Origin of the sequence: Streptomyces sp. NPDC014861 (assembly GCF_043081625.1) — a bacterium.
Classification (GTDB): Bacteria; Actinomycetota; Actinomycetes; order Streptomycetales; family Streptomycetaceae; genus Streptomyces.
Window position 1 is genome coordinate 1 of sequence record NZ_JBIBWV010000029.1, and the last position, 14761, is coordinate 14761.

10 protein-coding genes, 1 tRNA gene and 1 pseudogene are annotated in these 14761 nt (G+C 76.6%); 7 read left to right on the plus strand and 5 right to left on the minus strand.

Annotated elements, in window-relative coordinates; all coding sequences use genetic code 11:
* Positions 1-243 precede the first annotated feature (243 nt).
* Together ACF1BN_RS33780 and ACF1BN_RS33785 are read left to right on the plus strand one after the other, a co-directional pair.
* Positions 244-317 (plus strand) — tRNA-Thr (locus ACF1BN_RS33780).
* Between the two features lie 222 nt (positions 318-539).
* Entirely contained in the window at positions 540-1187 is a 648-nt protein-coding gene (locus ACF1BN_RS33785) for a pyridoxamine 5'-phosphate oxidase family protein (RefSeq protein WP_392335479.1), read from the plus strand.
* On the opposite strand, the gene ACF1BN_RS33790 is transcribed toward ACF1BN_RS33785, so the two are convergent.
* Both ACF1BN_RS33790 and ACF1BN_RS33795 read right to left on the minus strand, forming a co-directional pair.
* Complete coding sequence (locus ACF1BN_RS33790) at positions 1184-1954, minus strand: RNA polymerase subunit sigma-70 (RefSeq protein WP_392335404.1); 771 nt, start codon at positions 1952-1954, stop codon at positions 1184-1186. The two genes, ACF1BN_RS33785 and ACF1BN_RS33790, sit on opposite strands and share 4 nt — an antisense overlap.
* Before the next feature lies 1 nt (position 1955).
* Positions 1956-2333 (minus strand): DUF6479 family protein, encoded by a 378-nt coding sequence (locus tag ACF1BN_RS33795; protein ID WP_392335405.1) that lies wholly within the window; start codon positions 2331-2333, stop codon positions 1956-1958.
* A gap of 169 nt (positions 2334-2502) precedes the next feature.
* Between ACF1BN_RS33795 and ACF1BN_RS33800 the strand changes: the two genes are divergently transcribed.
* Positions 2503-3012, plus strand: coding sequence for a SigE family RNA polymerase sigma factor (locus ACF1BN_RS33800; RefSeq protein WP_392335406.1), 510 nt, complete (start codon positions 2503-2505; stop codon positions 3010-3012).
* A 316-nt stretch (positions 3013-3328) separates the two neighbouring features.
* A complete protein-coding gene (locus ACF1BN_RS33805) occupies positions 3329-4651 on the plus strand; it encodes a hypothetical protein (protein ID WP_392335407.1) in 1323 nt (440 codons plus the stop codon).
* 36 nt (positions 4652-4687) lie between these two features.
* Here ACF1BN_RS33805 and ACF1BN_RS33810 read toward each other — a convergent pair whose 3' ends face one another.
* The 3 genes and pseudogenes from ACF1BN_RS33810 to ACF1BN_RS33820 form a co-directional block, all read right to left on the minus strand.
* Positions 4688-6385 carry a bifunctional 3'-5' exonuclease/DNA polymerase gene (locus ACF1BN_RS33810; RefSeq protein ID WP_392335408.1) on the minus strand — a complete coding sequence of 566 codons (1698 nt, stop codon included), beginning with the start codon at positions 6383-6385 and terminating at the stop codon, positions 4688-4690.
* A gap of 346 nt (positions 6386-6731) precedes the next feature.
* The gene (locus ACF1BN_RS33815) at positions 6732-8831 is read right to left on the minus strand and encodes an FtsX-like permease family protein (protein WP_392335409.1); all 2100 of its coding nucleotides are present in this window, start codon (positions 8829-8831) and stop codon (positions 6732-6734) included.
* 320 nt (positions 8832-9151) lie between these two features.
* Positions 9152-9898, minus strand: a pseudogene (locus tag ACF1BN_RS33820) (ABC transporter ATP-binding protein); the annotation flags it as partial.
* 368 nt (positions 9899-10266) lie between these two features.
* Here ACF1BN_RS33820 and ACF1BN_RS33825 point away from each other — a divergent pair.
* The 3 genes from ACF1BN_RS33825 to ACF1BN_RS33835 all read left to right on the plus strand — a co-directional run bounded on the left by ACF1BN_RS33825 (position 10267) and on the right by ACF1BN_RS33835 (position 14758).
* The gene (locus ACF1BN_RS33825; RefSeq protein ID WP_392335410.1) at positions 10267-11421 is read left to right on the plus strand and encodes a DUF2786 domain-containing protein; all 1155 of its coding nucleotides are present in this window, start codon (positions 10267-10269) and stop codon (positions 11419-11421) included.
* A gap of 234 nt (positions 11422-11655) precedes the next feature.
* Positions 11656-13956 carry an FUSC family protein gene (locus ACF1BN_RS33830; protein ID WP_392335411.1) on the plus strand — a complete coding sequence of 767 codons (2301 nt, stop codon included), beginning with the start codon at positions 11656-11658 and terminating at the stop codon, positions 13954-13956.
* Positions 13957-14065: 109 nt separating this feature from the next.
* Positions 14066-14758: a hypothetical protein gene (locus ACF1BN_RS33835; protein WP_392335412.1), complete on the plus strand. Its 693-nt coding sequence runs from the start codon at positions 14066-14068 to the stop codon at positions 14756-14758.
* Positions 14759-14761: the final 3 nt, after the last annotated feature.

Sequence of the window (14761 nt, forward strand, 5' to 3'; positions counted from 1 at the left end):
GCCCACTGTTCGTCAGAAAGATCCCCTCGCCCCACACCCAGATCATCGCGATGCGGGACGAGGCGCCGAGCCGATTTTCAAAACACGGCCTAGCCCCCAGACGCCCCCCGGACGCCCCCGGACGCCCCCAGGACCCACCCCTGGCCCACCCCTGGTCCACCGGCTCCGCCCCTGGTCGGAGCACCCCCGGAAACTGTGTAGACTTGGCGACGCTGCTGCACCCACCATGGTGTCGCGCAGCACGCCGCCTTAGCTCAGTTGGCCAGAGCAACGCACTCGTAATGCGTAGGTCTCGGGTTCGAATCCCGAAGGCGGCTCACTTGGAACCCCAGGTCGGATCTCATCCGGCCTGGGGTTTCGTGGTTCCGGGGGCGGTCGCGCGGCTCCGGGAGCTTCCGAGCTCGTGGTCGAGCCGGCGCGGGCGGGGTGGTTAGATCGCCACGGCCGAAGTCCCGGTCGGGCCGGGGCCGTTGTCTGGAGCAGGGGGAAGCGTGGACGAGAGCGAGCTGGCCGTCACCGAGCGGACGCGGTTGCGGCGGATGCGGGAGAAGGGCTCGTACCGGCGGGCGGACCTGGACGCCGTGCTGGCGGCGGGGTGGCTGTGCCATCTCGGGGTGACCGTGGACGGCGTGCCGATGGTGGTGCCGACCGCGTACGGGGTCGAGGGGGACCGCCTGTACGTGCACGGCTCGGTCGCCTCGCGGAGTCTGGTGCGGGCGCCGGGGAGCACGGTGTGCGTGACGGTCACGCACGTGGACGGGCTGGTCCTCGCCCGGTCGGTGTTCGAGCACGGGGTGAACTACCGGTGCGCCATGGTCTACGGCGTGCCCGAGCTGGTGACCGACCCGGAGGAGAAGCTGAGGGGGCTGCGGGCGCTGACCGAGCAGAGCAGCCCGGGGCAGTGGGACTACGTGCGGCAGCCCAGCCGCAAGGAACTGGCCGCCACCTCGCTCCTCGCGCTCGACCTCGCCGAGGCGTCGGTCAAGACGCGCGGCGGGCCGCCGGACGACGGGGACTCCGAGGACGCCGAGCTCGGACTGTGGGCGGGGGTGCTGCCGCTGGTGACCACCTTCGGGGCGCCCGTCGCCGATCCGGCGCTGCCGGCGGAGCTCGCCGCCGCCGTGCCCGGGCACATCGCGGAACGGGCCGGTCGGCGGGCCGACGGGAGTCCGGCGCCGGGAGCCTAGGACGTGATGGCCAGGCGGGAGAGGTGGGGCGGGTCGGCCAGGACGTCGACCGAGGTGATCGTCCCGGCCGGGGCCGTGAAGCGGTAGACCGCGTCCGGGGCGGCGACCAGGGCGGGCGCCCCGTCCACCAGGACGGGGCGGGCCACCGACGCGCGGGCCGCGAGGACCCGGGCGACCGCCGGGGCGCCGTGGGCGGGCCTGACCCCGCCGCGTACGGCGCCGGGGTCGGCCCGCAGGACGGCGTCCGGGTCGAGCAGGGCGCGCAGCGCCGCCGTGTCGCCCTCCCGGGCCGCGACGAGGACCGCGTCGACCGCGGCCCGGAGGCGGACGGGGTCGGTCACCGGCATCTCCTCGGCGCCCCGGGCGCGCGCCCGGGCGCGGACGCCGATCTGGCGGACCGCCGCCGGGGCGCGCTCCAGCGCCGGGGCGAGGTCCTCGTACGGGACGCCGAAGCGGTCGTGGAGGACGAGGACGAGCCGCTCCGCCGGGGTCAGGACGGGGGCGTCGGGCGCGTCCGACCAGGGGTCCCACGGCTCGGTGCGGCGGGCCTCCCTGGCCCGGAGCCGCCCGAGGCAGACCCGGGCCAGGACGGACTCGGGCGCGGGCCCCGGGTCGGGCACGGGTCCGGGGCCCCGGCGCGCGCGGGGGCCGGGGCCGTACGAGGCGAGGACGCGTTCGGTGGTCCGCACCGCGCGCGCCGCCTCGGGGGCGGAGCCGAGCAGGCCCTGGGCCATCGCCCTCAGCCGGCTCGGCGGGGTGGTGTGCACGTCAGTCGCCGTGTCCGGTGCCTCCGCTGCCGAAGCCTCCGCTGGAGATGCCGCCCCACTTGCGCTTCTCCTCGCTCTGCGGCTCCGTGTCGGCGGTCCCGCCGCCCTTGAGCTGGTACGGCATGAGCCGGTGCTCGCCGTCGGTCTGGGGCATCTCGTTGGGCCGGCGGTACTCCGTCGTCTCGCCGGGGAGCGCGCCGGTGTCCGGCCGGTGCGGCTGTTCCTCGGGCTGCGGTGGACGGGACTCGCGGGTGCGTACCCGGTAGCCGAACCAGAAGGCCGTGATGAGGACGGCGACGAGGATGATGCCGCCGAGCACTTGTCCGAGACCTGACTGCCAGACTCCAGCGGCCAGGGTCTCTGCGCTGAGAGTGTTCATATCAACAGGATTACCCGATTCCGCTTCTTTGGATGCCTCGGCGGGCGGGTTCGATGAAACATTTCCCCGGCTCCGCCGCGTCGAAGGGGTGTACGGCACGACAGCGAGGGGGGCGGTCGCACAGGGCGACCACCCGTGACCTCTCGCGACCGCCAGGGAGAGGAGGGGCATGAGAGCGTCCCGCGCGAACGAGTTCCTGGAGTTCGCATCGGCGCGCACGGGGCAGCTGTTCCGCTCGGCGTGCCTGCTGACCAGCGGGGACGTCCACCTCGCCGAGGACCTCACGCAGGAGACGCTGGGCAAGATGTACGCCCTCTGGGGCCGCACGTCCCGGATCGGCAACCCCGCCGCGTACGCCCAGACCGTCCTCGTCCGCACGTTCCTCAGCCATCAGCGGCGCCGCTCCGCGACCGAACGCCCGCTGGGCGAACTGCCCGACCACACACCGGACGACGGTGCCGACCCGCTGCTGCGGATCGCCCTCCTCGACGCGCTCGCCGCGCTGCCCCCGAAGGACCGGGCGGTCGTGGTGCTGCGCTACTGGGAGGACCGCAGCGTCGAGGAGACCGCCGACGCCCTGCACACCAGCTCCGCCGCCGTCCGCACCCGCTGCACGCGCGCGCTCGGCAAGCTCCGACAACGACTCGGCGGCAGCATCGCCGAGTTCGCCACCCGCTGAGGCCCCGCACGAGCCTCCGCAGATCCTTCGCACGAGCCCCCTAACGAGCCCCCCGTAGATCCTCCGCACGAGCCCCGCTGAGCCCGGCACGAGCCTTCGCAGATCCTTCGCCGAGCCGGCGACCGCGGGGCCGACCGCGGAGAGTCGACTCCAAAGCCCTTGCCGAGCGGCCTCGTCGAACCCCCGACGAGCCCCCCGCCGAGCGACCGGCCGCACCACGCGTACGTCCTTCCGGCCGCAGAGCGGCCACCCCCCCCATCCGCAGACGCGCCCCTCGCGGGCGCGTACCCCCCGAAGCAGAGACGGTGATCTCGCCATGCCCGACCACGACCAGCACGACCACGACCCCGACGGCCGGTTCGCCGACGAACTCGGCTCGGTCCTGCGCTCCACCGGCGAGAGCTTCGCCCTCGACGGACGGCCCGAGCTGGTCTCCGGCGGGCTCGCCCGGGGCCGCCGACGGCTGCTCCGCCGCCGCCTCGCCGTCACCGGCGGCGCCCTCGCGCTCGCCGCCATCGGCGTCGGCGGCGTGTACGCCGGCTCCGTCGTCACCCCCGCCGGCCCCGCCGACAAGGCCTCCGTCGCCGGAGCGCCCGAGCGCACGGGCGACAGGGGCGCGACCGGGCGGGCGACGCCCGCCCCGGGCAAGCACGAACTGCCCCCCGAGGCGCCCATCCCGCTCGCCGACATCATCGCCACGGTGAAGGCCAACACTCCCGCCGGCCAGTGGAGTTTCGTCAAGGAGGACGGCACCGGCCAGGGCGTCACCGGCGTCTTCGACGACGGGCTGGGCGAAGGCGGGTTCGGCATCCACCTCAGCCGCGTCGGCGCCACCGCAGAGTCGGGCGTGGACATGGTCACCTGCCCCTCGAAGGCGTTCACCCCCCACGACGACTGCGTCGAGGAGCGGCTGCCGGACGGCTCCCGGCTGATGGTCTTCCAGGGGTACGAGTACCCGGACAAGCGCGAGGAGACCAAGAACTGGCGGGCCACCCTGCTCACCGAGGACGGCTTCCTCATCGACGCGAGCGAGTACAACGCGCGCGAGGAGAAGGGCTCGGCGGTGACCCGCGACAATCCGCCCTTCACCCCGGCGCAGCTCAAGTCACTGGTCACGGCCGACGAGTGGCGGCCGTTGCTCCGGCTCATCCCGAAGCCGGCCGTCCAGGCCGTCGACCCCGGCAAGCAGCACAAGGCCCCGCCGCAGGTGACCGGCACCGGCGTCCCCGACACCCTGCGCGCCCTGCTGCCGAAGGGCCTTCAGATCGTCGAGACGGGCGGGGACAGCGGGTTCGGCCACGCCGTCGTCGACGACGGCAAGGGCAGGACCCTCGTCCAGGTCAACGTCCAGTACGGCATGGGCGATGTCGCCCACGAGCTGTACGGCTCCGGCGAGGTCACCACCCTCCCCGGCGGCGGCAAGCTGAAGCTCAGCCGGCAGCCCGGCGAGAAGGGCGGCGCGGGTGTCGTGTGGTGGTCCGCCGACACCATGACGAAGAAGGGCTTCCGGGTCGTCGTCTCCGCCTTCAACACCGGCGCCCAGCACGAGCCCGCCACCCGCGCGGAGCCGGCGCTCACCATGGAGCAGCTGAAGGCGATCGCCCTCGACCCGAAGTGGGCGAAGCTCCCCGCCGCGTAGGCGGGCAGCGGAAGGCCGGGCAGCGGTACGCGGGGGCTACTTGGCGTCCGCGTACCGCTCCACCGTCGCCGTCGTGAAGGGGAAGCGGACCGGAGTGGCGCCGAAGGCGATGCGGCCCGCCTCGTCCCCGGCCGCCCGGATCGCCGCCGTCACCGCCTCGGCCTCCTCCGCGGGACAGTGCACGATCACCTCGTCGTGCTGGAAGAACACCAGCTCGGCCCGCATCCCGGCCGCCGACAGGGTGCGGCGCAGCGCCGCCAGCATCAGCAGCGCCCAGTCGGCGGCACTGCCCTGGACGACGAAGTTACGGGTGAAACGGCCGCGCGCCCGGGCGTTGTTCGAGGCGTAGCCGGGGGTGAAGCCCTCCTCCGCGGCGGCCTGCTCGGCGGCTTCCTGGGGGAGGCCGGCCTCGCCGTCGTCGCCCGCGCCGACCGCCTTCGGGCTGGTCCGGCCGAGCCAGGTGCGGACGAGCCGGCCCTCCTCGCCGGCCTTCGCCGCCTCGTCGACATAGGCGACCGCGCGGGGGAAGCGGCGGCGCAGCGCCGCCAGGTTCTTGAGGCCGTCGCCGCTGGTCTGGCCGTAGATCGCGCCCAGCAGGGCGATCTTCGCGTGGTCGCGGTCGCCGGAGAACGCCCGGTCGGACAGGCGGGTGTAGAGGTCGTCGGGGTGCCCGGCGACCTCCATCAGGCCCGGGTCGCGGGAGATCGCGGCGAGCACCCGGGGCTCCATCTGGTCGGCGTCCGCCACCACGAGCCGCCAGCCGTCGTCGGCGACGACCGCGCGCCGGATCACCTTCGGGATCTGGAGCGCCCCGCCGCCGTTCGTCGTCCACCGGCCGCTGACCGTGCCGCCCGGCAGGTACTCCGGCCGGAAGCGGCCGTCACGCACCCAGTCCGCCAGCCAGGACCAGCCGTGCGCGGTCCAGATGCGGTACAGCTTCTTGTAGGCGATGAGCGGCTCCACCGCCGGATGGTCGACCTCCTCCAGCTCCCAGCGGCGGGTGGACCGCAGCCGGACGCCGGCCCGGGCGAACGCCTTCACCACGTCGGCGGGCAGATCGGGTCTGACCCGGCGGCCGAAGGCGGCCGACACCTCGTCCGCGAGCTCCGCCAAGCGGCGCGGCTCGCCCCCGCCCGCGTACCGCTCGCCCAGCAGCTCGTGCAGCAGCTCCCGGTGCACGTCGGCCCGCCAGGGCAGCCCGGCCCGGTGCATCTCGGCGGCCACCAGCATCCCGGCCGACTCGGCGGCCGTCAGCAGTCGCATCCGGCCCGGGTGCTCGGCCCGGTCGTGCCGGCGCTGCTGCTCGGCGTAGACCGCGAGCAGCCCCTCGAAGGGGACGGAGACGACGGGTCTCGGCTCGAAGAGGGAGTCCTGCGAACCGGGCTCCGCGGTCCGCTGCGGCGGGTCGGGGGGCACCGGGCCGTTCCGCAGCCGGGCCCACGCGGCGGCGGCCGAACGGGGCTCGCCGAGCCGGCCCTCGTGGCCGAGGAGCAACTGCTCGGCGTCCTCGACGTCGTAGCACCGCTCGACGCGGACGCCGGCGGCGAGCAGCCGCGGGTACACCTCGGCGGTCGACCGCCACACCCAGCGCGCCACCTCCGGCCGGGCCCGGACCGCCGCGGCCAGGTCGGGCTCGCGGCGCACCTCGCCGACGGGCGCGCCGTCCGGCCCGAGGGGGACGAGGACCGCGCCCTCCCCCTCCGGCTCCGGGGCCAGCGCCCACCTCTCGCTCATGGGTGCGAGTCTGGCATCCGGCACTGACAGCGGCGGATCACGACATCCCGGACTCCCGGAGCCGGGCCACGCCTCCGCACGTGTGCCGGACCTCGGAGCCGGGCCGCCCCGCCCCCGCATGTGCGCCGGACCTCGGTGCTGGGCCGCGCCGGGCACGTGCGCCCGGTGGTGGGCGGCGGTGCGGTGTGTGCGCCTGTCCCGGGCGGCGAGCGGCGGCGCGGTGCGGTGTGTGCGCCTGAGCCGGTGGCTGGGAGGCCGCGTGCCGTGTGGCCGGCGGGGCCGGGCCGCGGGGAGGGGCGGTGGCCCGGCTCCGACCCCGGCCACCGCCCTGTCCCACCATCGCCGGTCAGCGGGAGAGCCGCCACGCGGGAAGGGCCGACGCGGCGACGGCGACCACCGCGCAGACTCCCGCCGCCGCGCCCATGGGGGCCCACGGGACCGCCAGGACGACCGGGGCGGAGAGCGCCGCGAGTCCCGCGCCGAGCGCGCCGAGGACCGCGGCCGTCACGCCGAGCCCGAGGGCCGTGCCGATGGCGACCGCGAGGACCGCCTCGCCGGTCACCGCCCGCAGGGCCTGGGCGCGGGTGGCGCCGGCCAGCCGGAGCGAGGCCAGTTCCCCGCCGCGTACCGACGTGGCCATGAGCAGCGTGCTCGCCAGGGCGATCACCGTGTAGAGGAGCACGAGGACGAGGAGCAGCCGCAGGCCCGTCGCCGCGGCCTGGTTCACGGCCGCCGGGGCGGCGGAGGTGTCGCCCGCCGCCGGCAGCGGCCGGTCGGACTCCAGGCGGTCGAGCACGGCGCCGGGTGCCTGGGCGCGGGTGACGTACGGCCCGTTGTCGCCGGTCCCGCGCGCCAGGACGGCCGCGACCCGGAGCCGTACCGGACCGCTGCCGTCGGCCCGCCACACCTCCACCTCCTCGCCGATCCGCCGCCGCTCGAACTCCTCGTTCACGACGATCGACCGGTCGTCGAGGTCCCGCAGGTCCCCGGCGACCACGGGGAGCCGGGAGAGCGCCGCGAAGGCCGCCGGGTCGGCGACGGCCCTGGCCCCGTACTTCACCACCGCCTCGGCCCCGTCCCGGACGAAGAGCGAGGTCGGCCCGGAGGCGGCGACGACCGCGCCGCGATCCGTACGGGAAGGGAGCCGGGCCGCCGCCGGTCCCTCGACCACGTAGGCCGCCGCCGTCCGCTCCCGCGCCTCCGACTCCTTGGCGCGCGCCACGCTCTCCGAGGCGCCGAAGAGCGTCCCCGCCAGTGCCACGGTCACCAGGACCGGCGCGGCGACGGCGGCGGTACGGCGCACCGCGGCGGCGCCGTTCTCCCGGACCAGGAGCCCGACGGCCCCGCTCCCGGGGACCGGGAGCAGCCGGGCCACCGGCCGCACGAGCAGCGGCGCGAGCAGGGCCGCGCCGCCGGTCAGGAGCATCGGCAGGGTCGTGTACGTCTTCCGCTTGAGCAGCGCCTCCGGCTCGGTGGCGTACGTCCAGACCAGCAGTCCGAGCCCGGCCGCCAGCAGTCCGGCGCCGAGCAGCGCCCTGCCCGGCGGCAGCACGTCCCGGTCGACGTCGGCCTCGCGCAGCGCGTCCACCGGACCGGTCCGCCCGGCGCGGTGGGCGGCGGCGGCCGCGCCCGCCAGGGCGACGCCGAGGCCCGTCCAGAAGGCCAGGTGGTACGGCCATCCGGCGCTCCCCCCGACGGCGTCGGCGAACCACTCCGGCGCCAGGCCCCGGCCGGTCAGCGCCCGGGCCATCGGCGGCGCGGCCAGGCCGCCGAGCGCGCAGCCCGCCGCGGACGCGGTCACGCCCAGCACGGTCGCCTCGGCGAGCAGCAGCCGGCGGACCTGGCCGGGGGTGGCCCCGGCGGTGCGGAGCAGCCCGAACTCGCGGCGGCGCAGGGCCACGGAGAAGGCGAAGACGGAGGCGACGACGAAGACGGAGACGAAGGCCGCGACGCCGCCGGCGGTGCCGAGGAGGGCGTTGAGGCCGGTGAGTTCGTGGCCGTCGCGTGCGTGGTCCGGGTCGGCGCGGCGGCGCTCGGTGCCGGTGAGCACCTGCGCCCGGTCGCCGACGAGGGCCCGGACGAGGTCGGCGGGGGCGTCGAGCCCGACGGCGTCGGGGCGCCGGACGCCCGCCGGGTTCTCCGTCAGGGGCCACCGGGCGCGGAGGTCGCGCAGCAGGGCGGTGTCCACAGGCTGTGGACGGTCGAGCGGCCGGGAGACGAGCGCGGTACCGGGCCCGCGCCGGACCTCCACGGTGAGCCGGTCCTGGCCGAGGACGACGACGGGCGAGGACGCGAAGCGCTCGGGCGCGCGGTCCGGCGGGTCGAGCGCGGCGGCGAGCCCCAGCCCGGTGGCCGCCAGCATGCCCACGCCCAGCACGAGCGCGAGGAACCCGCCCAGGAACGACGCCCATCGCCCCCGCAGCCCGCTCACGACGACGCTCAGCACGCCGCACCCCCGTCCCGCCCGCCGGGGCGGCCGCCGCTGGACCGCGCGCCGCTGGACGGGGCGCCGCTGGACCGTGTGCCGCCCGACCGTGCGCCGCTGGACGGGGCGCCGCTGGACCGCGCGCCTGAGCCGCCGGACCTCGTCCCCGCGTACGGGGCCTCCGCGTACGAGTCCTCCTCGTACGGGTCCTCCCCGTACGGGTCTTGAGCGTACGGGTCTTCCGCGTACGGCTCTCCTGCGCGCCGCTGCTCCGCGGGTTGTTCCTCCGCAGGCCGTTCCTCCGGTGGGCCCGTCGGGTCGCCCGAGCGGAGCGGTGGGGCCGCCGGGCCGCCGCCCGTGCGGAGCCCGGCCAGCCGGGTCGCCACCTCGTCCACGGTGGGGGCGGTGAGTTCGCCCGCCAGACGTCCGTCGACCAGGAAGACGACGCGGTCCGCGCGGGCCGCGGCGAGCGGGTCGTGGGTCACCATGACGAGCGTCCGGGCCTCCTCGTCGACGAGTGCGCGGAGCAGGTCCATCACCTCCGCGCCGGTGGTGGAGTCGAGCGCGCCGGTCGGCTCGTCGCCGAAGAGGACGGCGGGGCGGGCGATCAGCGCCCGGGCGAGGGCGACCCGCTGGCACTGGCCGCCGGAGAGTTCGGCGGGCCGGTGCCGCTCACGCCCGGCGAGCCCGACCCGGGCGAGCGCCGACCGGACCTCGCCGCTCGCGGGACGGCGGCCCGCGAGCCGGAGCGGGAGGGCCACGTTCTGCGCGGCCGTCAGTGTCGGCAGCAGGTTGAAGGACTGGAAGACGAAACCGATCCGGTCCCGCCGCAGCAGCGTGAGCCGCCGCTCGCTCAGCCCTTCCAGGGCCGTGCCCGCGACCTCGACGCGGCCCGCGTCCGGGCGGTCGAGCCCGGCGGCGCAGCGCAGCAGGGTCGACTTGCCGGAACCGGACGGCCCCATGACGGCCGTGAAGGTCCCGGCGGCGACGTCGAGGTCCACGCCGTCGAGGGCCCGGACGTCCCCGTGCCGCCGGACGAGCCCCCGGAGCCGTACGGCGGGGACGGAGGAAGGAAGGGTGCTGGTCATGGCTCCAGCGAACCGTTTCGCCGGGGCCGGGTCACGCCGTCTGCCGGGCGTCCCGGGGGTAGGGCCAGGCCTACCTCTGCCGGGCGTCCCGGAGGTAGGGCCAGGCCTACTTCTGCCGGACGTCCCCTGTGTGGCCAGGCCCGTCCCCGCCGAGTGTCCCGCGTGTGGCCAGGCCCGTCCCCGACGGGCGCCCCGGGGACGCGGACCAGGCCTACCCCTACCGGGCGCCCCCGGGACGGGACGGGGACGGGGACCAGGCCTGCCCCGGGACGCCCGGTCGTCCTGGGGGCGGACCAGGCCCGCCCCCGCCGGGCTGAGACCATCGGGGAGGAGGCCGGCGCGAGGTACGGAAGGGAACGGTCACGGTCATGCAGGAGGAGGCACGGGAGTCCACCGTCGAACGGGCGCTGCGCGAGTCGCTGCACGACCGCGACGACCGCTCCCTCGACACGGCGGCCTCCCTGCTCGCCGCCGACCCGGCCGCCGACGCCGGTCTCGCGCGGCGCGGCGAGGAGTTCGTACGGACGCTGTGGGAGCGCGGCTGGCAGCCCGCCGACCTGGCGCGCACGGTCCGGCGCGAGCTGGCGGAGGAACACCTGAGGCTGCTCGGCGGCCTGGTGCGGGGCGAGACGGCGCGGTACGCGACGCTGCCCCGGCGCTGGCGCGAGCAGATCGACGGACTGGACGACGGGGCGGCGGCCGGACCCCCCGCCGACCGCTTCTCGTCCGCCACGGCCGTCCTGGAGCTGTACCGGCTGCTGGTCCGGCTGCCCCGGCTCGACGCGGTGGGGCCCGTACCCGGTGAGACGCTGCCGCCGGCGGCGGTCGGGGAGCCGCGGATGCTCACCCGGATCCGCGCGCTGCTCGCCAAGGCGGAGGCCACCGGCTACCCGGAGGAGGCGGAGGCGCTGACCGCGAAGGCGCAGGAGCTGATGGCCCGGCACAGCCTCGACGAGGCGGGGCTCGCGGCCGGGGCGCCGTCGCCGCAGGCGCCGGGCGCCCTCCGGATCGGGGTGGAGCCGCCGTACGAGCAGGCGAAGGCGATCCTGCTCGACGCGGTGGCGACCGCGAACCACTGCCGGGCGGTCTGGAACGAGGCGTACGGCTTCTCGACGGTGGTCGGTTTCGAGGCGGACCTCGACCCGGTCGAGCTGCTGTACACCTCGCTCCTCGTGCAGGGGACGGCCGCGATGACGCGCGCGGAGGCGGAGCAGCGCAGGGGAGGTCGCAAGCGCACCAAGTCCTTCCGCCAGTCCTTCCTGCTCGCGTACGCGAACAGGCTCGGCGCCCGCCTGGAGGCGACCTCCCGGCGGGTGGCCGCCGAGGCCCCGACCCTGCTCCCGGTCCTCGCCTCACGGGAGGTCGCCGTGACCGCCCGCACCGACGAGCTCTTCCCGGAGACGCGGGCCACCCGGGTCCGCGCGATGTGGGACGAGGACGGCTGGAACCACGGCGCCACCGCCGCCGAGACCGCCACCCTCACCCCGGACCGCGCCCGCCTGCACCACCGCGCCCCGGACTAGACAGGCCCAGGGTTGGACAGGCCCAGGGCTGGACAGGCCCCGGACTAGGCAGGCCCCGGGCTGGACAGGCCCCGGGCTGGACAGGCCACGGGCCGGGCACGCTCCGGGCCGGACACGCTCCGGGCCGGACACGCTCCGGGCCGGACAGACCCACGGCGGCAGGCAGGCGCGCCCAAGGCCAGGACCGTGGGGTGAAATGTCGGGTTACGGGGTGATCGTCGCTACGCTCGGTCCATGAGCTGGCTCCGGGCGCTGAAGGAGACCGCGCGCTCGGGACTCACCGTCGAGCGGCGGCGGCTCGCTCCCGTCATCGCCGCCCGGGGTGCCCTCGGACTCGCGCTCGTCGTCGGCTTCTCGCTGGCCTTCTTCGGTCCCGCGGTCGCCGCCTCGTCCGCGTTCGGCGCGTTCCAGGCCGCCATCGCGACCTTCCAGCGGTCCTGGCGCCCCATGCCCACCCTCGCCCTCGCCTCCGGCGGCAGCCTCGCGGTCTCCACCTTCCTGGGGTATCTGACCGGCTCCCATCTGGTCCTCTTCCTCGCCCTCCTGGTGCTGTGGACCTTCCTCTCCGGGCTCGCCTGGGCGGCCGGGCCCACGGCCGGCATCATCGCCTCCTCCAACGTGGCGATCATGCTGGTCACCATCACCCTCCCCACCTCCGTCGCGACCGCCGCCGGGCACGCCGTCATGATCTTCGCGGGCGGGGTCGTCCAGGCCGCGCTGGTCGTGCTGATCCCGGTACGGCCCTGGGGCGCCCAGCGCGACGCCCTCGCGGACGCGCTCGCCGCGGAGGCGGACTACGCCCGCAGGCTGCGCCACGACCCGGTCGCGCCCTTCGACCCGGTCCCGCTCATGACGGCCCGCAGCGCCGCCGCCGTCACCCCGCGCCAGGCCCGGCGCCGGCCCGCCGAACTGCACGGACCGCGACGGCTCGCCGAGCGGATCCGGCCGGTGCTCGCCTCGCTCGCGGATCCCGCCGTCGGCGTCCCCGCCGAGGGCCCGCAGCGCGACCGGGTCCGTGAACTGCTCGCCGCCGCGGGCGAGGTCCTCGACGCCGCCGCGCACGCCATCCGGCACGGCGAGCCGGTCCGGCTGCCCCCGGCCGCCGTCGCCGCGCTGCGGACCCCGGACACCGGCACGATCCTCACCGACCGCGCCCACCGCGCCGCCCTCCGCCTCATCGCCCTCCTCGACGACGTCGTCGAGACCGCGGAACCCCGCACGGAGACGCGTCCGCGGGACGGGGGCGCGGAGGCGAGCCGGGAGGGAGGTACGGAGGAGACCGGCCAGGAAGGCAGAGGCGAGAGGATCGCCCGGGAAGGCGGGGGGACGGGGACCGTCCAAGCGGGCGGGGGCGCGGACGCGGGGACCGCCCAAGCCGACGCGGGCGCGGGCCCAGGCCCGGACGCGGGGACGGGATCGGGCCCGGACGCGGGGACGGGATCGGGGGCCGGGCGGCGGGCGGAGCCGGTGCGGGGCCCGGACCCCGGCCCCCTCACCCCCCGCACCCGCCCCACCCTCCTCCGCCTCGCGCCGCTCGTCCTCGCGAAGATGCGGGCCGAGGCGCGGCCGGGCTCCGCCGTCCTGCGGCACGCGCTCCGGGTCTCCGGGGTCACCGCCGCCGGCTATCTGCTCGGTCTGGCCCTGCCCTTCGGGCACGGGTACTGGGCGCCGATGACCTCCGTGATGGTGATGCGCCCGGACTTCTCACAGACGTACGCCCGCTCGGTGGCCCGCTTCGGAGGCACGCTCGTCGGCGTCGCGCTCGCGACCGCCGTCGTGCGGACCGCGCACCCGGGGACGTACCTCTCCGCGGGTCTCGCCGTCCTCTGCGCCTTCGGCATGTACCTGCTGATGCGCACCGGGTACGCCGTCAGCCAGGTCTGCGTCGCCGCGTACGTCGTCTTCCTCCTCGGCATGGAGGGCTCCGGGGTGGGCCAGACCGTACGGGACCGGGTCCTGCTCACCCTCCTCGGCGGCCTTCTCGCGATGCTCGGCTACGCCCTCTACCCCGCCTGGGAGACGCCCCGGCTGCGCGGCCGGCTCGCCGACTGGCTCACCACCTCCGGACGGTACGCGGCCTCCGTCGCCGCCCGGTACGCCGACCCCGCGGGCCCCGGCAGCCCCGACGTGCGCGAGGCGCTGCTCTCCACCCGCGCCGCCCGCGTGGCCTGGCACGACGCCCTGGGACTGGCCGGACACGAGCCGGTGCGGCACCGGGGGCTCTCGCACGCGGCGGCCGAGGGCGCGGGCCACGCGCTCGCCGAGTTCGGGCGGGCCGCGATGCTCCTGGAGGCCCACCTCCCCGAGCGCGGTGCCCCGCCCCTCCCGGCCGCCGCCGGTCTCGCGGAGGCGCTGCGCCGGGCGACCGAGCGGGGCGCGAAGGCGGTGCGCGAGCGGAAGGTCCCTGCCTGGGACGACCTGCGGGAGACCGTCGCGGCCTGGGACACGGAGGTCACCGATCCGCTGCTGCGGAAGGCGGCCCGGCTGCTCCTGGCCGCCCTGGACGAGCTCTCGACCGCGCTCGCCGACGCCTGAGGCCGCGCGCCTCTCGCCGTTTCGGAAAACTTCCGCCGCGGTGTCATCCGGGGTCGGTGCGGGCGGAGTTGAGAAGGGTGGAAGACCGTACGGAACCAGGAGCGTACCCATGAAGAAGCACCTGCTCGCCGCGGGCGCCGCCGTCACGGCGGCGGTGGCCGCCGCCGTCCTCGCCGCCCCGGCCGCCGCCGCCCCCGCCGCACCCGCCGCCCCGGCCGGTCCGGCCACGGCCGCCTCCTCCGCACCTGCCGCACCCGCCGGTCCGGCCCCGGCCGCCCCCGCCGTCCTCTCCGCACCCGCCCCGGCCGTCGTGACCACAGCCGTCGTGACCACAGCCGTCTCCGCCACCGCCTCCGCCACTCCCTCCACCGCCCCCTCCACCGTCCTCTCCGCCGCCCCCTCGTCCGCCGTGCGGACCGTCCGTTCCGGGGAGCGCGTCGACGCGGGCGGAGGCCACACGATCTGGCTCACCCGCCAGGGCAAGCACTGGACCGGTCCGGACGGAGTCGAGCAGTTCCGCAGCGTCGTCGATGGCAACCTCGACCTGACCCGGCCCGCCCTCAGCCACCAGGGCGAGGGCACCTTCCACTCGGGCGTCCACGGCGGCCCGGTCCGCCCCGGACGGGTCGAGGTGACCGACTCCGAGGGCCGCGTCACCCGCGCGACGCTCCTCCAGCTGCCCGGCCGCCCCGGCTGGGGCGTCTGGTACGCCCACACCGCGCCGACCGGCCACGACGTCTCCGTCGCCTTCTACTCCGGGAAGGGCCGGCTCCTCGTCGAGCTGCCCGCCCTGGACCACTGACGG